This window comes from Kribbella koreensis, from assembly GCF_039525325.1.
GTDB lineage: Bacteria > Actinomycetota > Actinomycetes > Propionibacteriales > Kribbellaceae > Kribbella > Kribbella koreensis.
Map to the genome: position 1 here is coordinate 64336 of NZ_BAAAHK010000014.1, position 22436 is coordinate 86771.

Genomic DNA, 22436 nt, shown 5'->3' on the forward strand with positions numbered 1-22436 from the left:
TGACGCGGGGGACGCACCGGGGGTTGGCGGGCGGTGCGTCGTGACGTTGGCTACGCTGTGAGCGGCGGGTCGGTGCAGGGGTATCTCACATGTGAGATAAGGTCCGGCGCATGACTGATGACTACCTGAGCCGGATCGGCAATCTCATCCGGGACGCCCGCAAGCACCGTGGCTGGACGCAGACCCAGCTCGCCGACGTGCTGGGCACCAGTCAAAGTGCGGTGAACCGGATCGAAAAGGGTCATCAGAACCTCACTCTCGAGATGCTCGCCCGGATCGGCGAGGCACTCGACTCCGAGATTGTCTCTCTCGGTGGCGGTCCGGTCCACCTCCGTGTCGTCGGTGGACGCCGGCTGTCCGGATCCATCGACGTGAAGTCGTCCAAGAACGCCGGTGTGGCGCTGCTCTGCGCCAGTCTTTTGAATAAGGGCCGCACGACGCTGCGCAAGGTCGCGCGGATCGAGGAGGTCAACCGGCTGCTCGAAGTACTGAACTCGATCGGCGTGAAGACGACCTGGCTGAACGACGCCGGCGACCTGGAGATCGTGCCGCCGGCGCACCTCGACCTGGCCGGGATGGACGCCGAGGCGGCCCGCCGGACCCGCAGCATCATCATGTTCCTCGGCCCGTTGCTGCACCGCGAGGACACCTTCGCCCTGCCGTACGCCGGTGGCTGCGACCTCGGCACCCGGACCGTCGAGCCGCACATGTCGGCGCTGCGCCCGTTCGGCCTGGAGATCAAGGCGACCGCGGGGGAGTACCACGCGCTGGTCAACCGGGCGATCACGCCGGGCAAGCCGATCGTCCTGACCGAGCGCGGCGACACCGTGACCGAGAACGCCATCATGGCCGCCGCCCGGTACGACGGCGTCACGGTGATCCGCAACGCGTCGTCGAACTACATGGTCCAGGACCTGTGCTTCTACCTCGACCTGCTCGGCGTGAAGATCGACGGCGTCGGCTCGACCACGCTGACCGTGCACGGCACCCCGGACATCGACGTCGACGTCGACTACGCGCCGTCCGAGGACCCGATCGAGGCGATGAGCCTGCTCACCGCGGCGATCGTGACCAGCTCGGAGATCACCATCCGGCGGGCGCCGATCGAGTTCCTCGAGATCGAGCTGGCGCTGCTGGAGGAGATGGGCTTCGACTACAGCCGCAGCGACGAGTACCTGGCCGAGAACGGCCGGACCCGGCTGGTCGACCTGACCACCCGGCCATCAACGCTGCACGCGCCGATCGACAAGATCCACCCGATGCCGTTCCCGGGCCTGAACATCGACAACCTGCCGTTCTTCGCGGTGATCGCGGCCACGGCGACCGGGCAGACGCTGATCCACGACTGGGTCTACGAGAACCGCGCGATCTACCTGACCGACCTGAACAAGCTCGGCGGCCGGGTCAAGCTGCTCGACCCGCACCGGGTGATGGTCGAGGGCCCGACGCACTTCTCCGGCGCCGAGATCATGTGCCCGCCGGCGCTGCGGCCGGCGGTCGTCACGCTGATCGCGATGATGGCGGCGAAGGGTACGTCGGTGCTGCGCTCGGTCTACGTGATCAACCGCGGCTACGAGGAACTCGCCGCCCGGCTCAACTCGCTAGGCGCCCAGATCGAGACGTTCCGCGACATCTGAGTCCTGCACACTCTGCTCGTCCTGGACGAAGGCGACGGCCTCGGTGACGACCTCTGGATCAACCATGATCTGGCGGTGGCCGAGGCCGTTCGTCTGCAGGAAGTGCGCCTTCGCTCCGTATCTCTCGAGCAGGATCGGCGCTTGACCCGGATCGACCACCTCGTCCTCGTCGTTGTGGATCGCCAGTAGCTCCGTCGCGCCTTCCGATACCGAGTACTTCGTCCAGATCGTCTCGTCGCCCTCGAACAGCCCGCGCTCGATCGCCTTCCTCAGCTCGGCGTTGACCTTGGCATCGAGTTCGAGCTCGCGGCAGAACGCATCGACCAGATACCCGAACTCGGCCGGCCCGCTGATCGTCACTACCCGCTTGGCCCGCACCCCCTCGCGGAGCGCGTACAGGACGAACGGGACGCCGAGCGAGTGCGCGATCACGCCCTCGAAGGTCCCGTACTCGTCGGCCAGCTTGTTGATGATCCGCTGGTGATCGAGGATCGTGCCCGCCTTGAGCATGGTGTCGCCGTGCCCGGGAGCGTCGTACGAGACGGGGCTGTAGCCGAGCTCGACCAACCGCTCGACGAACGCGTAGTACCGCGAAGCCCGCGACCGCCAGCCATGCACCAGCAGGACCGGCCGCTCGCCATCACCCCACGCGTACGTCACTACCCCGTCGACCACTCGGGTCTTCGCCGCCTCGTTCACCGCGCGCTCAACCGTCCGCACCTTGCCCCGCGCCAACGGCCGCCGCCACAACTCGAACGCCACCCGCCCCGCGATCCTCGGCGGCAACACCTTCAAACTCGCCCGCACCACCTCGACGATCACCGCGCACTCCACTCCGGATCGCGCCCGGTCAGCGCCAGCAACCGCTCGACCGCCCCAGCCCCTTCACCCACCGGTACTACGGCCGCGAACGCCCCACCCACGGGCCGCGCCGCCGGAAGCAGCGCGCTCAACCTCAACGCCGCGGCAGCCAGCTCAACCGGAATCGGGTTGGGCAGGTCGATCGCCCGAGCCACATCCCAGGCATGCACGAGGTAGTCGAGGAGGTGCATCGCCGCGGCGACCGGCCCCGGGAACACGCCGAACTCCCGCACCTCGACCATCCGCTGCAGCACCTCGTCATCGGCGAACGCCTTCGCCAGCAGTTCGACTGATGCTGGGAACTCGACCAGCGCGACCTCCGGCGGACCCGGCTGCCAGGCGAGCCGGTCGACCACCCCGGAGGCGTTGCTCGCGAAGCCGCGGTTCTCGGCCACGAGGTGGGCGACCAGTTCGCCGAGGTTCCACTCGTCGCAGGGGGTCGGATAGGAGAGCTGGGCGGGCCGGACGGCGCTCACCTGGGTGAGGCAGAGGTCGGTGGCTGCTCGATCGAGGCTTCGGGGATCGAGGTCACGCAGTACAGAGGTCATCGGAAGTCCGATCCTAGGAAAACTATACGAACGGTCGTATTATTAGATCGTGAATGCGGTGGCGTCAAGCGAACTAAGATCTCCGGCACAGGAGGTGGCGGTGGAGACGCGTGTCGACGGACGGCTGGTGCGTGGCGACCAGACCCGGCGGATCGTGCTGGCCAAGGCAGTCGACATCGCCTCGGTGGACGGGCTGGAGGGCCTGTCGATCGGACGGCTGGCCAAGGAGCTGGAGCTCAGCAAGGGCGGGGTTTTCGCTCACTTCGGGTCCAAGGAAGAGCTGCAACTGGCGACGGTCCGCGCGGCTCGCCGGATCTATGCCGAAGCGGTGGTCGAGCCTGCCTTCGCGGTTGAGCCGGGCCTTGGTCGCGTGTGGGCGTTGAGCGAGGCTTGGCTCGACTACTCCGAGCGCCGCGTCTTCCCGGGCGGCTGCTTCTTCGCGAAGGCCTCCCATGAGTACGGCGCGCGGACCGGAGCCGTGCACGACTACTTGGCCGAGGTCAATCACGAGTGGATCGGATTGGTCGAGCAGACCATCTCCGAGGCGATCGCGGCGGGCGAGCTGGCGGCGGATCCGGTCCAACTCGCCTTCGAGTTGAACGCCTACTACGACTCGGCGAACCTCGCCTCACTACTCCGCACTGACGACGGCGCCATCTACCAGCGCGCCCGTCACTCGATCCGCGCCCGACTCGAGTCCGCCACCACAGCCGGCACTCCACTGCCGTGGTGATTCCAGCTCCGCCGACCTGCCGTGAGTTGCATTGTGCTGGGCCCGAGGGCTGCGGCTTGCGTGGTGCCGAGCCAAAGGGGCTGTGGATTGCGTGGTGCTGAGCGTGGTCCTGGGGTGCCCCGTCATCGCGAGTAGCTGTCCGCGCATCGTTCGGCGTCGGCTGGACGGCGGGCCGATGGCTCCGTCGAAGCTAGCGTCGGTTGCGACCAGGAGCTGTGGTTGCGTGGTGCTGAGCCGAGGGTGCTGTGGTTGTGGAGTGCTGGGCCTGAGGGGCTGCGGATGGCGTGGTGCTGAGCACCAGGGGCTGTGGTTTGGGTGGTACTGAGCACCAGGGGCTGTGGATTGGGTGGTGCTGAGCTGAGGGGACTGTGGTTGCGGGCTCCCGCTGCGGGAGTGTGCTAGTCGAGACGGTGCGCGTCAAGAGCGCTTCGCGTCCCTTCGGGATCGAACAAGTTCGACTCTTGACCCGCACTGTCTCGACCAGGGAAGGACGCAGCTATCGGGATCCCGCGCAGGAGTCTGGGCCCAAGGGTCTCTTGGGTGAGGCGGGTCGTGTCCCGGGGTGCCGATCGCAAGGTAGGCCGGGTCGCGGGGTGAGGACGGCAAGCGCGGCGGGGTGGCGATGGCGGGGTTGCGGGGTGAGGGCGGCAAGCGCGGCGGGGTGGCGATGGCGGGGTTGGCCGGGTTGCGGGGTGAGGGCGGCATGGGTGGCGGGGTGGCGATGGCGAAATCGGCCGGGTTGCAGGGTGGCGATGGCGGGGTCGGCCGGGTTGCGGGGGTGATGGTGGGCGGCGCGGGGGGTTGGGAGGAAAATCCTTCAGGGTAAGGGGGTTGGGGAGGGTCTTGCTCTCGAATTGGGGTAATTGTCTCCCCGGTTTCCAGATAATCCTCTCCAAGTTGCCGTCGGGGCCCAGTGCCACACCGGCACGAAGGATCGGGCACGGTGAGGTAGGGGGCTGGGGTGGGACGGGGCTGTCGCGCGGGGCCGTGGCCTGATGTGGGCCTTGACGGTTGTCAGTGCATGCACAACTCCCTGGGCGAGCGGTTACCCCCGGCGTGGCGGGGTTATTCCTGAGGGTTGTGCGTGCATGGCGGTCCGGGCGCTGCCGTCCGCGCTGTCCCCGCAGGGCCGGCCGTCCCATCTAGGGCCGTAGCGCGGGTCCGCTGGGCGACGGGCGCCGACCTGCTGGACGCCGACTCGCTGGGTGACGGGCGCCGACCCGCCGGACGCCGACTCGCTGGGCGATGGGCGCCGACTCGCTGGGCGGTGGACGCCGACCCGTCGCTCCTTTGTTGCGGTGGTTCTCAGTTGCGTGTCGTCCAGGACACTCATGCAGCCCGGTCGCGGGATCCGCAGTTCCTCAGTTGGGCGACCCCGGATTCGCTGAGCCGACCGCGACCAACTCGCTGGCAGGCAGGTCGCGTTGATGGCGGATGGGGGAGAGGAGCAGTATCAGGCCGGCGAGGGGTATGCCGGCTGTTGTGATCCATAGGGCGGTACGGAGGCCCAGTACTTCGCCCAGGGTGCCGCCGAGCAACGCGCCTAAAGGGATCGTGCCGTAGTTGAGGAAGGAGGTGCTGGCGGCGAGGCGGCCGCGGAGTTCGGGTGGGCAGTAGGACTGGTGGAAGGTCTGCTTGATCGTGTTGCCGGCGACCACGCCGACGCCGATGCAGAAGGCGCCGACGGTGTAGAGGGCGAGGCCGGGACCCCTTGTGGTCAAGGGGACCAGCAGGGCGAGGGCCGGCAGGGCCAGCTCGAAGAAGAGGGTTGCGCGGGCGGTACCGATGGCTGTGGCGACCCGGCGGCCGAGGAACGCGCCGGCGACTCCGCCGCTGCTGGCGATCGCGATCAGGGCGCCGACGACGCCGGGGGAGATGCCGACCTCGCGGACGAGGAAGACGACGATGATCGACTGGTATCCCATCAGCGCGAGGTTGGAGATGCCGCCGAAGATGGTGAGCGTACGGAGCCAGACGTCACCGGCGACGAGTCGCAGGCCGGCCAGCACCTCGGTGGCGAGTGGGGTGTGGGCGACGTCGGGGCGGCGCGGTTCGCGGTACCGGATCGCGGAGATGCAGAGCAATGCGATCAGGAAGGTCGAGGCGTCGACGTACATACCGTTGACGGCGCCGGCTGCCTGCACGATCACGCCACCGCAGCCGACTCCGGCGATCTGTGCGGCCGAGGCGCTGCCGTGGAGTTTGGCGTTGCCCTCGGCCTGATCCGCGTGGGGGATGAGGTTGGGCAGGTAGGCGGTGTAGGCGGTCTGGAAGAAGACGGCGGCAGCACCGGTCAGTACTGCGATGGCGAGCAGCAACTCGATCGTCAGTACGCCGGTATGCGCGGCGATCGGAATGCTTGCGAAGAGGACCAACGAGGTCGCCGAGCTGAGCCGCATGATCGGCCGACGCGACCAGCGATCGACCCAGGCGCCGACCGGCAGCCCGATCAGCAACCACGGAAGCCAGGCGGCCGCACTCAACAGCCCGACCTGGAATGTCGTTGCCTGAAGCACCGAAACCGCAATCAACGGCAACGCCACCGTCGACACCGCGCTACCGAACCGATTGACCGTCTCCCCAACCCAGAACCAGCGAAAATCCCGATGCCTGGTCAGCAGGCTGTTCATGCCGGGCGCCGGGGGAAGGACTGGAGCTGGACTATGACTGGAAGGGCGTCATCGCTGGGTGCTGTTTCGGTGTAGCGGTCGATGACCTGGCCGAGTTCTTCGTTGAGGGCGAAGAGTTGTTCGGGGGTGAGCTTGAGGTCGCGCCAGTCGGACAGCGCGGCGGCGTGTTGCCATTCGCCGGGCCAGTTCTCGTCGACGTACCGGCGTACCCGGTCGTAGTAGCGCTCGACCAGATCCTCCAGATAGACCTTCAGCGCGCCGCTCGTCTCGGGATCGTCGCGGAAGTCGGCCGGATTGAGGACCGTACGACCCGGCGGGATCCGCCACCAACGCTCCCGCTTGGTGCCGCGCTCGACCTCCTCCTCGATGTACCCGTGCTCAGCGAGCAACCGCAGATGCCAGCTGATCGTCCCCGTGCTCTCACCCAGCCGCGCCGACAAACCGGTCGACGTTGCTGCCCCATCCAGCTCGAGCGCCTCGATGATCCGCATCCGCAACGGATGCGCGAGCCCTCGCAGACTCCGCGCGTCGATCCTGCGCATCGGCTTCTCCATGCCCGCGACGCTAACATGCAGAGACTCCTCTGCAAAGACTCCTCTGTAAACATTTCTGTCGGTGGTCACTCCTAGCGTCGAAGACATGCGACCTCACGTGGTGGCTCAACTGGCGGTCTCACTCGACGGCGCGACAACCGGCTTCGAGGCCGATCACGCGCGCCTGTATGCCCTGGCGACCCTCTGGCAAGAGGACGTCACCCTCATCGGGGCAGACACCTTGCTCGCCCAAGAGAGCTCAGTCCGTACTGCGCTACGCCCCGGCCCCCGCGACGCCGGCCCACTCCTCGCAGTCGTCGACAGCAGGCACCGAGTCCACAACCTCGAAGCGCTTCGCGAGCTCGGCTACTGGTCCGACGTACTGGCCCTGTACTCCGAGCTGACACCGGCCCATCGAGCCGACAGCCTGATCCGCGAGCTCGTCACCGGCTATGACCACGTCGACCTGGCCGAGTGCCTCGACCATCTCGGCCGCCGAGGCGCCAAGCTCGTCCGCGTCGACAGCGGTGGCGGGTTGCTCGGGGCAATGATCGACCAACGCCTCGTCGACGAGCTCTGCCTGCTCGTCCATCCCGTCCTGATCGGCGACGCGCCGCGCTGGCACGACTCCTTCACCCGCCACCTCGACCTCTCACTGGCGAACGTCGAGACCTTCCTCCCCGGCGTCACCTGGCTCCGGTACTGCGTGGCCGAGAGTTCCGTCGAAGTTGGCGAAACTGTCGGTGGCGATGGCTAGTGTGACTAGTAATGAGAAAGCAGCACGAGTGGTACGACGAGCACGACGCCGAGCGCTGGGTCGCGGAGCCGGTCAAGCGGCCGGGCCGGACCGCGTTCGCGCGTGATCGAGCGCGCGTGCTGCACAGTGCCGCCCTGCGCCGGCTGGCGGCCAAGACCCAGGTCGCGACCGCCGGGAGCGACGACTTCGTCCGGAACAGGCTGACCCACAGTCTCGAGGTCGCCCAGATCGGCCGCGAGCTGGCCAGCACGCTCGGCTGCGATCCGGACATCGTCGACGCGGCCTGCCTCGCGCACGACCTTGGCCACCCGCCGTACGGGCACAACGGGGAGCGGGCGCTCGACCAGCTCGCCGAGAAGATCGGCGGATTCGAGGGCAACGCGCAGACGCTGCGGCTGCTGACTCGGCTGGAGTCCAAGACGTTCGACGCGGCCGGTCGAAGCGTCGGGCTGAATCTCAGTCGCGCGACACTCGACGCAGCGACGAAGTACCCGTGGCTGCGGCAGCCGGGGCAACGGAAGTTCGGCGTGTACGACGACGACGCGGCGGTCTTCGACTGGCTGCGACAAGGCGTCGAGGCGGGCGGGTCGACGTCGGTCACCTTCGCAGCGCCGGCGGCTGACGTGCAAGGAACACAACGACGCGATTCTGGCGAAGCCGGCGCGCGATCCGGGCGGGACCCGGGCGGCGAGCGGCGCTGTCTCGAGGCGCAGGTGATGGACTTCGCCGACGACGTCGCGTACTCGGTGCACGACGTCGAGGACGGGATCGTCGCGCACCACATCGACCTCGGCCAGGTGGACGCCGAGCGGGCGCCGTACTGGGAGACCGTCCGGCGGATCTACTTGCCGGAGGCAACCGACGCGGAGCTGGACGACAGCTGGGAGCGACTGACCGCCCTGCCGTACTGGCCGCGCGCTGCCTTCGACGACAGCCGCCGCGCGCTCGGCGGGCTGAAGGACTTGACCAGCCAACTGATCGGCCGGCTCGTCACGGCGGCGGAGCAGGCGACGCACGCGCGGTTCGGGCGATCGCGGCTGATCCGCTACGAGGCGGACCTGGTCGTTCCCGACGGCGTACGCACACAGATCGCGTTGCTGAAGAGCATCGGTATGTTCCACGTCCTCAACTCGCCCGAACGCCAAGCCCGCCGCGCCAGCCAACGCGAGCTGCTCACCGAACTGGTCGAGGCCCTCTGGGACTCAGCACCCCGGGACCTGGACGTCGCCTTCGCCGCCGACTTCAAGGACGCCCCCGACGACGACGCCCGCCTCCGCGTCATCATCGACCAGGTCGCCTCCCTGACCGACCCGTCCGCTCTCAGCTGGCACACCAGGTTGGTCGGCCCAAAGCGCTGAGCCCGCGCCTCGACGTCAGGACGCCGTGGTGCTCGCGGCCGCAGCCTCTTCCTCTGCCCGGCTGATCCGCGCCCGGACATCACGGAAATGCAGCCGCATCGCATCACGAGCAGCCTTCGAGTCGCGATCACGCAAGGCGTCAACGATCCGCCGATGGTTGGCGATCAGGTCACCGGTGCGGTCGGCCGGCTCGCCGAGCAGATGCTCGACCTCGTGGTACGTGTCCCAGAACAGCCCGATCAACTGCAGCACCAACTCGTTGCCGCAGTTCTCGTAAAGCAATGCATGAAAGGCCCGGTCAGCCCCCGAGTCGTGCGCGATCGCCGTCACCAGCGCCTCCAGCGCCGACAGCTTCGGCTCGCTGGTACGAGCCTTCGCAACCTCGCCGATCAGCCCGGTCTCCAGCAACTCCCGGACCTCCACCAGATCGCGGATCGCCCGGATCCCATCACTGGACCGCACCCGAAATGCCAGCGAAGTCGTCAACCCGGTCAGCGACGCCTGCCCGACGAAAGTCCCGTACCCGTGCCGGATATCCACGATCCCCAACGCCTGCAGCGCCCGGATCGCCTCCCGCACGCTGTTCCGGCTCGCGCCGAGCAACTCCATCAGCTGCGGCTCGGTCGGCATCGCGGCCCCCGGCGCCAGCTCGCGCTCATGGATCAGCTCGATGATCCGCTCCTCCAGAGCAGCCCCCGCCCGCACCCGCATCGCGCCTCCCGTAGTACGCCGAACCCCGGCCGATTCATCCTATGTCCGGCGCCTGCCGTCACCGCTCACATACCGGACATGTACGCCGACGCGGCTGCCTGACGCGAGCGAGCCGGAAGGCTTAATCTCAGTGCCATGACCGACTCGGAACGCATTGTCATCATCGGAGCGAGCCTGGCCGGCGCCAGGGTTGCGGACACCCTGCGCAAGGAGGGCTGGACCGGGCAGATCGTCTTGATCGGCGACGAGCCTGAGCTCCCCTACGAACGCCCGCCGCTGTCCAAGACGGTTCTGCTCGGCAAGGAGCAGCCCGAGGTCTCCCAGCTGCACGACCAGGCCTGGTACGACGAACGGAACATCGAACTCCGCCTGGGTGTCGCGGCGACGGCGATCGACACCGCCGCGCACAAGGTCACCTTGGCCGACGGGACCGAGGCCGGATACGACAAGCTGCTGATCGCAACCGGAAGCCGGGTGCGCAAGCTCGACGTACCGGGTGGCGAGCTGACCGGCGTGCACTACCTGCGGACCGTGGCGGAGTCGAAGGCGCTCGCCGAGGCGTACGCCGCGAAGCCGCGGGTGGTCGTCGTCGGCGCCGGATGGATCGGGTTGGAGACCGCCGCGACCGCGCGGGAGCGGGGCTGCGAGGTCACCGTCGTCGAGCCCCAGCCGACTGCCCTCGCCTCCGTGCTGGGCCGGCAGGTCGGCGACCTTTTCGCCGAACTGCACCGCAGCCACGGCGTGGAGTTGCGGTTCGACACCGGCGTCGAGGGCTTCGAAGGCGATGACAAGGTCAGCGGCGTCCGGCTCTCGAGCGGTGAGGTACTGCCCGCGGATCTGGTGGTCGTGGGTGTCGGCATCCAGCCCAACACCGAGCTCGCGGAGGCCGCCGGGATCAAGGTGGCCAGCCGCGAGGAGGGGCTGGGCATCCTCACCGGCCCGGACCTGCAGACCTCCGTACCGGGTGTGTACGCCGCCGGCGACGTGGTCCGCTGGGACCACCCGTTCCTGGGCCGGTCGATCCGCGTCGAGCACTGGCAGAACGCGATGGACAGCGGCAAGGCGGCCGCGAAGGCGATGCTCGGTCAGGACGTGTCGCAGGACGCGCTGCCCTACTTCTTCAGCGACCAGTACGACGTCAGCATGGAGTACACGGGTGACGTGCCGCGCGATACGTCGTACCAGGTCGTCCTGCGCGGCGACCCCGCCTCTGGCGCCTACCTGGCGTTCTGGCTGGCCGACGACAACCACGTCCTGGCCGGCCTGCAGATGAACAGCGGCTGGGATGTCATCGACCCCATCAAGGCCCTGATCCGCTCCAAGAAGCCCGTCGACCCGGCGCGCCTCGCGGACACCTCAGTGGAACTCGCCGACATCTGACCGTTCCCCTGCCGCCCGGACCCGCTCAGTCGGGTCCGGCGCGCTGGGGTTGTTCAGTCGATCGGTGATCAGGAAGTCCGGCAGTTCGAACGCCGCGGCATGCTCGTGCTCGGTTAGTACGAAGGTTCCGCCGACCTCGTCCGTCTCCCAGCCGTTGACCAGTGCGTAGTCGACGATCGCCCGGACATCCCCGGACGTCGGATAGGCGGTGTCCGTCGCGCAGGCACCCCACGGCCCGGGTGGTGTGGTGGACAGCAGGTCCACTTGCAGCGTGCGGCTGTTCGTGCCGTTGCCCCAGACCCGCAGCCGAATGGCTCGATGACAGTCGTGCTCGCCGGCCGCATGCGTGATCCGGGCGGTCCAGGCACACCGTCGAGCGCCGATCCGCAGCGTCCGTAGTCTCGTCTTCATCCGGTTCCACCTCACCTCGCAGGCGAGTATCTCTTGGTCGGCCCGCGATCCGAACTGCTTTTCGGGTGGTCGTCGTACCGTCGTTGTACCTCCGTTGTGTCACCGGCTTCCGGTGGACCGTAGACTCGGCGCGTGGCGGGCAGGATCAAGGAAGAGGACATCGCGCTGGTGCGCGAGCGGGCTCGGATCGACGAGATCGTCGGCTCCTACGTGACCCTGAAGAACGCGGGTGGCGGATCGCTCAAGGGGCTGTGCCCGTTCCACGACGAGAAGTCGCCGTCGTTCAACGTCACCCCGGCCCGCGGCTTCTTCTACTGCTTCGGCTGCCAAGAGGGCGGCGACGTGATCGACTTCATCCAGAAGATCGATCAGATCAGCTTCCACGAGGCCGTCGAGACACTGGCCGCCAAGGTCGGCATCCAGCTCCGGTACGACGAATCCGGCGCGCCGATCCAGCGCTCGCAGAACAACCAGCGGCCACGGCTAGTCGAGGCACACAAGGTCGCCGCGGAGTACTACGCCGAGCAACTCTTCACCGCACCCGAGGCGATGCCCGGGCGGCAGTTCCTCGACAAGCGCGGCTTCGACCGCGACGCTGCGGCGACCTTCGGCGTCGGCTTCTCGCCGCGCGGCGGGGAGTCGCTGGTGGCGCATCTGCGCGGTCGCGGCTTCACCAACACCGAGCTGCTCGCGTCGGGTCTTTGCTCGGACGGTCAACGCGGGTTGTACGACCGGTTCCGCGGCCGGCTGATGTGGCCGATCCGCGACGCCGGCGGGGACGTGATCGGGTTCGGGGCGCGGCGGCTGTTCGACGACGACAAGATCGAGGCGAAGTACCTCAACACGGGTGAGACCGCGATCTACAAGAAGTCGAAGGTCCTGTACGGCGTGGACCTCGCGCGCCGGGAGATCGCGAAGGGCAAGCAGGCGGTCGTCGTCGAGGGGTACACCGACGTGATGGCTTGCCACCTGGCCGGAGTACAGACCGCTGTCGCTACGTGTGGCACGTCGTTCGGTGAGGATCACTCGCGGGTGCTGCGGCAGCTGTTGCTGGATCATGACCAGTTCCGTGGCGAGGTGATCTTCACCTTCGACGGGGACAGCGCGGGGCAGCGGGCCGCGTTGAAGGCCTTCGAGGGGGATCAGGCGTTCGCGTCGCAGACCTATGTGGCGGTGGAGCCGGACGGGCTGGACCCGTGCGATCTGCGGCTGCAGAAGGGCGACGCGGCGGTGCGGGAGCTGATCGGGCGACGGGTGCCGCTGTATCGGTTCGTACTGTCCAACGTGCTGTCGAAGTACGACCTGGATCGGGCGGATACCCGGATCGATGCGCTGCGGGACGCGGCACGGCTTGTGGTGAGCATTCGGGACCGGTCGAAGGTGGACGCGTTCACGCGCGAACTGGCCGGGCATCTGGGGATGGAGGTGGATCAGGTGCGTACCGAAGTACATCGTGCTGCTTCTCGTCCTGCCCCGGCTCCGGCTGCCGTGGTCGACCGTGGGCCGGTGCAGACGACGAGCGAGGCGCCGGTCGCGCCGCCTCGGGTGGATCTGCCGTCGCCGCGGGACCAGCGGTTCGTGATCGAGTGGGACGTGCTGAAGATCGCGATGCAGTATCCGCACTTGATGGGGACTGCTTTCGACGAGCTGGACGACCAGGACTTCACCCATCCGTGGCTCGCGGCCGTGCGTGGTGCGATGGCCAAGACCGGTGGGCCGGCGAACGCGGCGCCGGGGGAGGCGTGGGTGGTCGCGGTCCGCGAGGCGATGGGGATCGATCCCGCGGCGGCCGTGGTCAGCGCGCTCGCTGTCGATCCGGTACGTCTGGATCGCGACCCGGACGAGATCTACGCGCGGGCGCATCTGGCGCGGCTGCAGGAGCTCACCTGTCTGCGGCGGATCGCCGACCTGAAGTCGAAGCTGCAGCGAACGAACCCGATCGACCGGGCCGACGATTACAACCGGATGTTCGGCGAGCTGATCGCTTTGGAGCGGTACCGCGCCGAGCTCCGCGAACAGGCGATCAGCGGCGCGATCTGAGCTTCGTCGGCGGGCTGTTATCCACAGCTTCTGAATTACAAGCCGGTCACCCCCGGTGATCACGGCACTATCCCTAGTGACAGAGGGAGACTGCCATGCCTGACCTGGACTGCGACCCGGCCGACCTGCACGCCTTGATCGCTTACCTCCGCGACATCGGCCGCCACGAACTGCTGACCACCGAGGAGGTCACCGACCACGCCACCTGGATAGAAGCCGGCCTCCTGGCCGCCGACCGCCTGGACCACCTCACGCCCTCGGCCGAGCTGCGCGATGACTTGCAAGCCATCGTCGTGCTGGGAGAGCAGGCACGCCGGCGCATGATCGAGGGCAATCTGCGCCTCGTGGTGTCACTCGCAAAGCGATACACGAACAAGGGCATGTCGTTGCTCGACCTGATCCAAGAAGGCAACCTCGGGCTGATGCGCGCGGTGGAACGGTTCGACCACAAACTGGGCCACCGCTTCTCGACGTACGCGATCTGGTGGATCCGGCAAGCCATCGGCCGAGCCATCTCCGACCGCTCCAGACTCGTCCGCATGCCCGCCCAGGCCTACACCGACGCCGGCCGCGTGATCGCCGTCCAACGCGACCTCACCCAACGGCTCGGCCGCGAACCGACGACCGCCGAGGTAGCCGCCGGCGCCTGCCTCACCGTCGCACGCGTGGAGCGCGCGTACGCCTGGAAGGTCCGCCCCGAGGTCCTCGACCTGGAGGAGACCGACCAGTACGTCGACGACGAGGCGATCGTCCTGCAAGCCGCGCTCCGACGTGATCTGCATTACCAACTGGAGTTCCTGGACGACCTGCAACGGGAGGTCCTGACCCTCCGCTTCGGCCTCACCCGCCCAACCGCCGCCTCAGTCGAGGAGACAGCCCTGGCCCTTGGAATCACCCCTGAGGAGGTGCACACCCTCGAGGCCGAAGCCCTCCGCGCTCTTCGCCCCCGCTGCGCGATCGGCCTGCGCGACTACGCCGCCTGATGGGACGGTTCTGTCCGGTGGTTGGAGCGGGCTGCGATCATGGCGGTGTGCTGAGACTTCGTCGTACGTCATGGCCGCGCGAGCTGACCGAAGCGGTTGCAGTCGCCTCCAGGCATTCTCCGGGCGGCAAGGAGGACGTCCTGGCCGCCGTCCAGCTGATCGACGGCAACTGGGTCGCCGGCAGCCGTGCGGCCCTCTACCTGCCGACCGAGACCGAAGGCGCAGTACGCCGCGTCGGCTGGGAAAAGATCGAGCGAGCCGGCTGGGACTCCGAGGAATCAGTCCTGCGCGTCTACGAGACCACCTCCTTCGGTACGCCGCTACGCGCCACCGAACTCAAGGTCGAAGACCCAGGCCGCTTCGGCCAGCTGCTGCGCGAACGCATCGACGCCAGCGTCCTGGTCCAGCGCCACGTCCCACTGGCCGGCAAGAAGGGCGTCCGCGTAGTAGGCCGCCGCAACCCCTCCGACCCCAACGCCCCCGTGAGCTGGAACTTCGTTCTGGACAAGGGATTGGAGCCCACCCAGCCCGGCCTCGTCGACAGCGCCGAAGCCGCCCTGGCGGCAGTCCGGGACGAGTTCGGAGTCTGACCCGGAAGCCACCCCAAATCCCATTTTTGTACTTCGTCCCAGTCCTGCTAACCTACTCAAGTCCTCGGGATCGAGCACAAAGAAGCACCACGATCCCGCGTAGCTCAATTGGCAGAGCAGCCGGCTGTTAACCGGCAGGTTACTGGTTCGAGTCCAGTCGCGGGAGCAACAATCAAGGCCGGTTCCACACCAGGAACCGGCCTTTCGCATGTCTACTGCGCTCTGCTCACATCGCAACCCGCGCTGACCCCGCCGCTGCAGCACGCTGCCGCAGCCCTCCGCGGAGCAACCTGCCGGCTACGCAGCAACCTGCCCGATGTCGCGGTGCTCTTTGGTCAGCGCCGCTTGTTCTCCTTACGCCGCTCAATCGCCCGCTGAATCCGGTGCTGCGGCTGCCCGGTCAGCTTCGCGATCAACGGCACCCGGAACTTGTAGGCCGCCACCGCAACCACCACAACCACCAGCAAGATGAAAAAGCCCATCGAACTTCCTTCCATCGGACCTAGCCCCCATCATCCCGCACCCCCACCCCAAAACCCCTCCGTCATCCCCCTGACCTACCCCTGGAATCCGATACCATCACCACGCACGGGGGCGGTAGCTCAGCCGGTTAGAGCAAGGGACTCATAATCCCTGGGTCGTGGGTTCGAGTCCCACCCGCCCCACCAGCACCACCCACTCAGAGCACCCCCCAGCCAAAGACCCCACGCGCCCTCCGCCGCAGGCTCCTACGTCGCCCCCCGCTCCGGTCGCTCCCGCCCGCCCGTTTCTTGCCGCTTCTCCGTCGCGGTGACTACGGCACGGTCTGGTACCTCGCGATACCGGCTCACCCCAATCGGGTTCGCTACGCGTCCGCGTGCACTCGGGCTGGGATCCCTTGAACAACAAGCGGTTCGACATGGCAACGGTCGCCCTGCTCATCGAGTGGTGCTTGGATGTGGCCGATGTTGACGGGCAAGCGAATCTCGGAACCACAAGCCGCAAGGCCCAGGCAGCCGTTCGTTAGGTGTCCTTGTGCTGTTTGACGTAGGTGAGGTCGACGTCGCCTTGCCATGACTCGCCGTCGGCATTGCTCGGTTCCTCGGTCTGTTGCTAGCTCTGACCCACCACACCGCGGCGGCGGAGGAGGTCGGGAAAGTGTCGGTGAAGGGTAGACATCCGATCTCGGATTCGGCATTCTCGCTCGGAAGTCTGGGATCTGTGCAGAAATGGGCAGATTCACCCGATCTCCTGGAGAGGCCGCCATGCCTGAGTTAAGTCGTCGTGCTGTTCTTGCTGCTGGTGGTCTGGCGAGCGCGGCCTGGGCGGGTGGGGTGGGCGTGGCGTCGGCTCGACCGGTGTTGCCGACGGTTCGGCCAGGGCGGCTCGAGTACGACGGGCCGGCTCGGGCGTGGGAGTCGGGGGCGCTGCCGATCGGCAACGGCCGGCTGGGAGCGATGCTCTTCGGGGGCGTTGGCCGCGATCGCGTCCAGTTGAGCGAACAGAGCTTGTGGGGTGGCGTCAACGACTACGACAACGGTCTGGCCGGAGTCGGCGACGACGCGTTCGACACGTCGATGAGTGGCTTCGGCTCGTACCGGAACTTCGGTGACCTGTACGTCGAGCTGGGCGGTGGAGTCACCGAGCTGACCGCGCCGGGCGGGCCGTACGAGACGTCCGCCGCCGAGACGGTGCAGCATACGATCGACGGCCGGAAGGAGACCAAATGGTGCGTGATCTCACCGCCGGCGACGGTGGTCTGGCAGTTGGCGTTGCGGTCGGCGGCCAGCGTCAGCGGCTACAGCCTGACGAGTGCGAACGACGTCCCGGAACGGGACCCGCAGGCATGGGTGCTCGAGGGATCGAACGACGGCCGGGTCTGGACAGTGCTGGATCGGCAGCAGTTGGCTGGTCCGTTCGGCGCGCGGCTGGAGACCAGACACTTCGGCGTCGCGGCCCCCGCGTCATACCGGCTCTACCGTTTCACGTTCACACCGGTCGCCGGGGTAAGCCACTTCCAGGTCGCTGAGATCGCACTTGACGGTGTGGATCCGCACGACACGCCGCACGTCACGCAGTACCGGCGTTCGCTGGATCTGGTGAGTGGTGTGCACAGCACCGAGTACGTCGACGAGCGTGGTGTGCGGTTCCGCAGTACTGCGTTTGCCGGTGATGTACTCGTGCTGCGGTACGTCGGGCAGCTGTCGGGCCGGGTGACGTTGCTGGCCGGGCAAGGCGCGCGAACGACCGCGGACCGGACGACGCTGAGATTCAGTGGTGCCATGGGCAACGGACTGCGGTACGCCTGCGAGGTGCGCGTTGTACCGCGGGGTGGGTCGGTGACGACAGATGGCACCTCGATCGAAGTACAGGACTGCCGGGAGCTGGTGCTCTACGTGGACGGCCGCACCGACTACGCGATGTCCGCGGCGAACGGGTGGCGTGGGAGCGCCCCAGGACCTGCGGTGCAGCAGTCCGTTGCGACTGCTGTCCGGCGAGGCGCGGATGCCCTGTTGAGCAAGCATCAGGAGGACTTCAGTGCGCGGATGAACCGCGTCGCCGTGGACTGGGGGACCACGTCTGCCGACATCGCCGCACTTCCGACAGACCAGCGACTCACCCGGTACGCCGACGGTGCGGCAGATCCCTCACTCGAGCAGACTCTGTTCACCTACAGCCGCTATCTGCTGACCTCCTCGTCGCGGCCGGACGGACTGCCGGCGAATCTGCAGGGACTGTGGAACGACCAGGACCAGCCTGCGTGGGCGTCGGACTATCACACGAACATCAACGTGCAGATGAACTACTGGGGTGCGGAGACGACGGATCTGCCGGATTCGCATCAAGCCCTCACCCGCTTCATCGGTCAGGTCGCGGTTCCGAGCCGAGTCGCCACCAGACACGCGTTCGGCGCGAACGCCCGGGGGTGGACGGCCCGAACCAGCCAGAGTGTGTTCGGCGGCAACGCCTGGGAATGGAACACGGTCGCGAGTGCCTGGTACGCGCAGCATCTCTGGGAGCACTTCGCCTTCACCCAGGATCTCGATTATCTGCGCAAGGACGCCTATCCGCTGATCAAGGAGATCTGCGAATTCTGGGAGGACCGGCTGGTCGAGAACGCCGACGGCCGGCTGGTCTCGCCCGACGGGTGGTCGCCGGAGCACGGCCCGCGTGAGGACGGCGTGATGTACGACCAGCAGATCATCTGGGATCTGTTCCAGAACTACATCGACGCCGCGGGAGTTCTGGGTGTCGATGGGCAGTATCGCCGGACGGTCACGGACCTGCAGGCCCGGCTGGCGCCCAACAAGGTCGGCCGCTGGGGGCAGCTTCAGGAATGGCAGACCGACCGTGACGATCCGGCCGATATCCACCGGCACACCTCCCACCTGTTCGCTGTCTACCCAGGTCGGCAGATCACGCCGGCTGGTTCGCCGGAGCTCGCCGCGGCGGCCCTGGTGTCGCTGAAGGCGCGCTGCGGCGAGAAGGAAGGTGAGCCGTTCACCGCGGCCACGGTGTCCGGGGACAGCCGTCGTTCGTGGACCTGGCCGTGGCGATGTGCGCTGTTCGCACGTCTTGGGGACGGCGAGCGTGCGGCGATCATGCTCCGTGGGCTGCTGACCTTCAACACCCTCCAGAACCTGTTCGCGACCCATCCTCCGTTCCAGATCGACGGCAACCTGGGCGTGTCCGGTGCGATGACGGAGATGCTGCTGCAGAGCCACACTGGCGAGATCTCGCTCCTGCCCGCACTGCCGGCCTCGTGGGCCGACGGGTCGTTCCGCGGCCTTCGTGCCCGCGGTGGCTATCGGGTCGACTGCAGGTGGGCCGCAGGCAGGGTTCAGTCGTTCCGGATCACGGCCGACCGTGCAGCCTCGCGCCGTCCCGTCCAGGTACGAGTGAACGGGACGGTCCGGACCGTCCGCCCGGAGGCGCCCTGACCGGCAAGCGGCGGACGATGAGGAGGCGGCCCGGCCCGGACTGTTGTGCTCGGCACGCGGGCGCCGACCTCACTGGGTCAGGGCGGTGAGTCGCTGCTGGTGCGCGTTTCTTCGGCGTTCGGCCGAAGCGGCGGCGCGGGTGGCTTTGTCGAGTGCGCGTTCCAGTTTTGAGGTTTCGCGCTGGGTGGACTGCAACTGCTGCCTGGTGTGGTCGAGTTCGTCGGTCAGCCGTTGGAGCGTGGCTTGGAGGTCTGCGACGTGGTGCTGGTTGGCGTCGAGCGCGGCTTCGGCTTCGGAGCGCTTCTGTTCGGCTTCGCGGTAGTCGGTCTCGACCTCGTTCGCGCGAGTTTGCAGTTCTGCCCGGCGGCGCTGCAGCGCATGCTCGGCTCCGGAGTGGTCTGGGCCGGCCTCTGTCCGGGCGGTCCTCGTCTTCTTGGCCGGCGTGCTGCGTACGGCGCGGGGCTTCGTTGGAGGGAGTTTGGCCGGCTGGCCGGTTTCGTCGATGACGCCGAAGCCGATGTGTCGTAGAGCGCTCGTCAGCTGGCCGCTGCGGAGGAGTTGAGCCGAACCGGGATCGACGAGCGCTGCGTCGAGGGTCTCGGTGAGGCGGTCGGCGACCGTAGGGGTCACGGTCCGGCCTAACTGTTTGGCCTCCCTTCGGGCGGAAGCGACCAGTTGTCTGACCAGGGCATGTCGTTTCCGGGTCAGAGCGCGCAGCCGGGGGCCGTCCGCGGACAGGTGGGCAGCACGCAGTTCCTCGCCGAGTTCGGTGAGGTCGTTGACCCCGTCGGGGTCGGTCCGGACGAGCAGATTGGCCAGCCATGCCGCCCGAGTCGGCTTCTGCAGGGCCTTGATCGCGGCCGCGGTCGTGGCGTCGGCGCTCTTGGCCAGCCGGGTGCGCGCAGGGGTGAACTCTTCTGGTGTCAGGCCGTACAGCTCGACGGCTACCCGAGTCACATCCACCTCTCCAGGGTGACGCCGCAGCCACCGGCAGTCCAGAGGTGGGGGTGTCGTTTCTACATTTCAATCGAACATATGTTCGGATCGATGCCCTGGGTGTTACGCGCGCGACTGAGCTCAGGTCAGCCGCTGTTGATTGAGAGGGCGAGGCGGCGGAGCTCGTCGACTCGGATGGGCAGTTGGTTCAGCAGTTGCTCGATGCTCGACTCGATTGCGTGGTTGTCGCCCATCCACCAGGTGGGTGGGTTTCGGTTGAGGGAGACGAGGACCCGGTCGTACAGGACTTGTAGGTCGTGTCTGAGCACGCTGATGAAGAGGTCCGGGCCGGGCCAGGAGATGTCGCCGCCTGCGGCCGTGTAGGCAGTGAGGATTCGGGTGAGCTGAGCTGGGTCGCCGGCGGCGAAGATGTGGGCGACCCGGCCGGCTTCGAGGGCGGCGCTGTCGATGCGGACGCTGTCCCAGTCGATCAGAACCGGGCCGGTGGGGGTCATCAGCAGGTTGTGGGTCTTGAAGTCGCCATGGGTCGTCACTGGGTCGGGCGCGACTTCGCAGAGCTCCGCTATCCGGTTCGACAGGTCAAGTACACCGGCCAGGCGCTCCCGGGCGAGCGACGACCAAGGGCGATCGAGGTGCTGGGCTTCGTCGATCCATTCTTCCCAGTACGTTCGGGGCCAGACCGGACCTCGCCACCAGTCCGGAAGGCCGACGCCGACCATCGGTTCCAGTTGGTGGATCCGCGCCATCGTCCGGCCGATCCAGTCGGTGAGGTCGTCGTCGGGGCGCAGCGGGCGGTGGTCGATCCACCGGTAGACACGGAAGAGGCGATCGTTGATTCGGGCAACCGAATCCAGCCATGGATCGACCGGTGAGATCGGCTCCGGCATGGCGATGCCGGCTTCGAGGGCGCGGCGCTCGAAAGCCATCGCCGCGGAAAGCTGATCGGGCACCCCACCAGGTGTGAACTGCAGGCCCAGCCCGTCCCAGGCGCCCTTCACGAAGTAGCTGCCCCGATCCGTGTCGAGTCGCCAAGTCTCTGTCGAACCCCGCCTGACGAGCACCAGGTCCGTCAGCGTCCGCCCGAGATCGAAGGCTCGCGCGACGACCTCCGGCCCAGGCGTGTCCACAATTCGCCAACGGCCGCCATCCCCGCCGAGTTCCGATCGGACCCGCCGGTTGGCGTTCCGCGCACGGACGACACGCGGCGCAAGGGCCTTGTTCACCTGCCAGAATGTCTCCATGGGAACCACCTCGTACGTCGGCGTAGCGGTGACCGCCCTGACGATCGTCGGTGTGCTCTTGTACGGCTGGCAACGCTCCCGCGACCGTCACCGTCGCCAGCCGGTGCAGGTGGTGAGTGGTTGGGAGGAGTCGGCCAGGAGCGAGATGGCTGAGGTACACGCGACGTACGGGCAGCGCCTGGAGCTGCCTGGGCGGCGTCCCGACGTGCTCGGGCTGGCGATCACCGTGGGGTTGTTGCTGTTCCTGCTGACCGAGGCGTTGCCGAACGGACTGACCGGCCCGCAAGGCTTCTGGATCGGCGCGGGCGGCCTCGTCGCTCTCGTCGTCCTGGTTCTGCTCGTCGCCGTCGCGGTGGACAACCGCAACAGCCACTCGCCGGAGCGCGACGAAAAGCTGGAAGACTTCGTGTTCACCCGGCTGGCCGATCAGATCGTGGGTTTCCGGAACGACCTCACCGATGACGGCGTCGACAGCCTGGTGGACCTGCTGCTGAGATGGGACTCCGTTCCGCCGGAGGACCGGCAGCGGGGGATGAAGCAACTGCTGGAGAGTACTGAACTCTGGACCCCCGATCAGGTTGCCCGGCTGATGTCGGAGATCGCCATCGCTACGAGGTCGCAGCGGGTTCTGTTGTCGTACCTGGTCGGGGACCGCCCGTGATCGACGACCTCGAGACACTGCTCAAACAGGCCTCGAACCCGGCCGACATGGCCGTTGTGCTGCTGGCGGGAACGGCTGGGTTCGTCGCCGAGGCCGGGCTGAGTCTGGTCGGCTTCATGTCTCCCGGCGTCGTGGGCATCACCGCGGCGACCGGTGCGCTCGGCGTCAAGCGAAGTATCGATGCGTGGCAATTGAGGCGGCGACGGATCAGAGCCGAACACCTGTACTCCCAAGACATCATGCGGCGGATCGACACGATTCGGCTGATGCTGCGAGCGGCGTATGTGCCCGCTGAGGTCGAGAGCCGTCTGGACCGCGAGGTGGAGCTGTACACGGCCGGAGTGACCTCGATCGAGGACCTGCACGAAGCGGTACAGCAAACGGTCGAGTACCTCCGCCGAGGTGAGGCGCCGAGGGAGCCTGTACCCCTGTCAGGCCCCGCCCGGTTGCGACGCCGCCGGCTTCGTGAACCGGACTGAGGTCCT

General features: G+C 67.5%; 20 protein-coding genes and 2 tRNA genes. 13 read left to right on the forward strand and 9 right to left on the reverse strand.

The genetic code is table 11. The features are described from left to right. The first annotated feature begins 110 nt into the window (after positions 1-110). Positions 111-1637 carry a helix-turn-helix domain-containing protein gene (locus tag ABD116_RS28785; protein ID WP_343977058.1) on the forward strand — a complete coding sequence of 509 codons (1527 nt, stop codon included), beginning with the start codon at positions 111-113 and terminating at the stop codon, positions 1635-1637. Here the strand turns inward: ABD116_RS28785 and ABD116_RS28790 are convergent. Further along, positions 1602-2459 (reverse strand): alpha/beta hydrolase, encoded by an 858-nt coding sequence (locus ABD116_RS28790; protein WP_343977061.1) that lies wholly within the window; start codon positions 2457-2459, stop codon positions 1602-1604. The genes ABD116_RS28785 and ABD116_RS28790 overlap by 36 nt on opposite strands. Beyond that, on the reverse strand, positions 2456-3046 hold the full coding sequence (locus ABD116_RS28795; protein ID WP_343977063.1) for a TIGR03086 family metal-binding protein: 591 nt from the start codon (positions 3044-3046) through the stop codon (positions 2456-2458). Before ABD116_RS28795 ends, ABD116_RS28790 begins: the two co-directional genes overlap by 4 nt. Before the next feature lie 100 nt (positions 3047-3146). Here ABD116_RS28795 and ABD116_RS28800 point away from each other — a divergent pair, with 100 nt between their 5' ends. Then, on the forward strand, positions 3147-3779 hold the full coding sequence (locus tag ABD116_RS28800) for a TetR/AcrR family transcriptional regulator (RefSeq protein ID WP_343977066.1): 633 nt from the start codon (positions 3147-3149) through the stop codon (positions 3777-3779). 1361 nt (positions 3780-5140) lie between these two features. On the opposite strand, the gene ABD116_RS28805 is transcribed toward ABD116_RS28800, so the two are convergent. Beyond that, positions 5141-6409, reverse strand: a complete 1269-nt coding sequence (locus tag ABD116_RS28805) for an MFS transporter (RefSeq protein ID WP_343977069.1) — start codon at positions 6407-6409, stop codon at positions 5141-5143. After that, positions 6406-6963, reverse strand: a complete 558-nt coding sequence (locus tag ABD116_RS28810; RefSeq protein ID WP_343977072.1) for a helix-turn-helix domain-containing protein — start codon at positions 6961-6963, stop codon at positions 6406-6408. The genes ABD116_RS28805 and ABD116_RS28810 overlap by 4 nt, the downstream gene beginning before the upstream one ends. Before the next feature lie 85 nt (positions 6964-7048). On the opposite strand from ABD116_RS28810, the gene ABD116_RS28815 reads away from it, so the two are divergent. Together ABD116_RS28815 and ABD116_RS28820 are read left to right on the forward strand one after the other, a co-directional pair. Next, entirely contained in the window at positions 7049-7699 is a 651-nt protein-coding gene (locus tag ABD116_RS28815) for a RibD family protein (RefSeq protein ID WP_343977075.1), read from the forward strand. 11 nt (positions 7700-7710) lie between these two features. After that, the gene (locus ABD116_RS28820; RefSeq protein WP_343977079.1) at positions 7711-9057 is read left to right on the forward strand and encodes a deoxyguanosinetriphosphate triphosphohydrolase family protein; all 1347 of its coding nucleotides are present in this window, start codon (positions 7711-7713) and stop codon (positions 9055-9057) included. Positions 9058-9072: 15 nt separating this feature from the next. On the opposite strand, the gene ABD116_RS28825 is transcribed toward ABD116_RS28820, so the two are convergent. Beyond that, on the reverse strand, positions 9073-9768 hold the full coding sequence (locus ABD116_RS28825) for a FadR/GntR family transcriptional regulator (RefSeq protein ID WP_343977082.1): 696 nt from the start codon (positions 9766-9768) through the stop codon (positions 9073-9075). 135 nt (positions 9769-9903) lie between these two features. Between ABD116_RS28825 and ABD116_RS28830 the strand changes: the two genes are divergently transcribed. Beyond that, a complete protein-coding gene (locus tag ABD116_RS28830; RefSeq protein ID WP_343977085.1) occupies positions 9904-11148 on the forward strand; it encodes an NAD(P)/FAD-dependent oxidoreductase in 1245 nt (414 codons plus the stop codon). Here ABD116_RS28830 and ABD116_RS28835 read toward each other — a convergent pair. Next, positions 11125-11559, reverse strand: a complete 435-nt coding sequence (locus ABD116_RS28835; protein WP_343977088.1) for a hypothetical protein — start codon at positions 11557-11559, stop codon at positions 11125-11127. The two genes, ABD116_RS28830 and ABD116_RS28835, sit on opposite strands and share 24 nt — an antisense overlap. A gap of 132 nt (positions 11560-11691) precedes the next feature. Here ABD116_RS28835 and dnaG point away from each other — a divergent pair, with 132 nt between their 5' ends. From dnaG to ABD116_RS28855, 4 genes are all read left to right on the forward strand, one after another. Then, the gene (dnaG, locus tag ABD116_RS28840) at positions 11692-13599 is read left to right on the forward strand and encodes a DNA primase (RefSeq protein ID WP_343977091.1); all 1908 of its coding nucleotides are present in this window, start codon (positions 11692-11694) and stop codon (positions 13597-13599) included. Between the two features lie 95 nt (positions 13600-13694). Further along, on the forward strand, positions 13695-14582 hold the full coding sequence (locus ABD116_RS28845) for a sigma-70 family RNA polymerase sigma factor (RefSeq protein ID WP_343977094.1): 888 nt from the start codon (positions 13695-13697) through the stop codon (positions 14580-14582). 47 nt (positions 14583-14629) lie between these two features. Then, complete coding sequence (locus ABD116_RS28850; RefSeq protein ID WP_343977097.1) at positions 14630-15172, forward strand: hypothetical protein; 543 nt, start codon at positions 14630-14632, stop codon at positions 15170-15172. 93 nt (positions 15173-15265) lie between these two features. Then, positions 15266-15338, forward strand: a tRNA-Asn gene (locus ABD116_RS28855). Between the two features lie 169 nt (positions 15339-15507). On the opposite strand, the gene ABD116_RS28860 is transcribed toward ABD116_RS28855, so the two are convergent. Further along, a complete protein-coding gene (locus ABD116_RS28860; RefSeq protein ID WP_343977100.1) occupies positions 15508-15654 on the reverse strand; it encodes a hypothetical protein in 147 nt (48 codons plus the stop codon). A 109-nt stretch (positions 15655-15763) separates the two neighbouring features. Here ABD116_RS28860 and ABD116_RS28865 point away from each other — a divergent pair. Both ABD116_RS28865 and ABD116_RS28870 read left to right on the forward strand, forming a co-directional pair. Further along, positions 15764-15840, forward strand: a tRNA-Ile gene (locus ABD116_RS28865). Positions 15841-16416: 576 nt separating this feature from the next. Next, a complete protein-coding gene (locus ABD116_RS28870; protein ID WP_343977103.1) occupies positions 16417-19092 on the forward strand; it encodes a glycosyl hydrolase family 95 catalytic domain-containing protein in 2676 nt (891 codons plus the stop codon). Positions 19093-19161: 69 nt separating this feature from the next. Here ABD116_RS28870 and ABD116_RS28875 read toward each other — a convergent pair whose 3' ends face one another. Both ABD116_RS28875 and ABD116_RS28880 read right to left on the reverse strand, forming a co-directional pair. Further along, positions 19162-20055, reverse strand: a complete 894-nt coding sequence (locus ABD116_RS28875; RefSeq protein ID WP_343977106.1) for a hypothetical protein — start codon at positions 20053-20055, stop codon at positions 19162-19164. A gap of 119 nt (positions 20056-20174) precedes the next feature. Further along, on the reverse strand, positions 20175-21290 hold the full coding sequence (locus ABD116_RS28880) for a phosphotransferase enzyme family protein (RefSeq protein ID WP_343977109.1): 1116 nt from the start codon (positions 21288-21290) through the stop codon (positions 20175-20177). On the opposite strand from ABD116_RS28880, the gene ABD116_RS28885 reads away from it, so the two are divergent. After that, positions 21289-21951, forward strand: coding sequence for a hypothetical protein (locus ABD116_RS28885; protein ID WP_343977112.1), 663 nt, complete (start codon positions 21289-21291; stop codon positions 21949-21951). The genes ABD116_RS28880 and ABD116_RS28885 overlap by 2 nt on opposite strands. Further along, positions 21948-22430 carry a hypothetical protein gene (locus ABD116_RS28890; protein WP_343977115.1) on the forward strand — a complete coding sequence of 161 codons (483 nt, stop codon included), beginning with the start codon at positions 21948-21950 and terminating at the stop codon, positions 22428-22430. Before ABD116_RS28885 ends, ABD116_RS28890 begins: the two co-directional genes overlap by 4 nt. Positions 22431-22436: the final 6 nt, after the last annotated feature.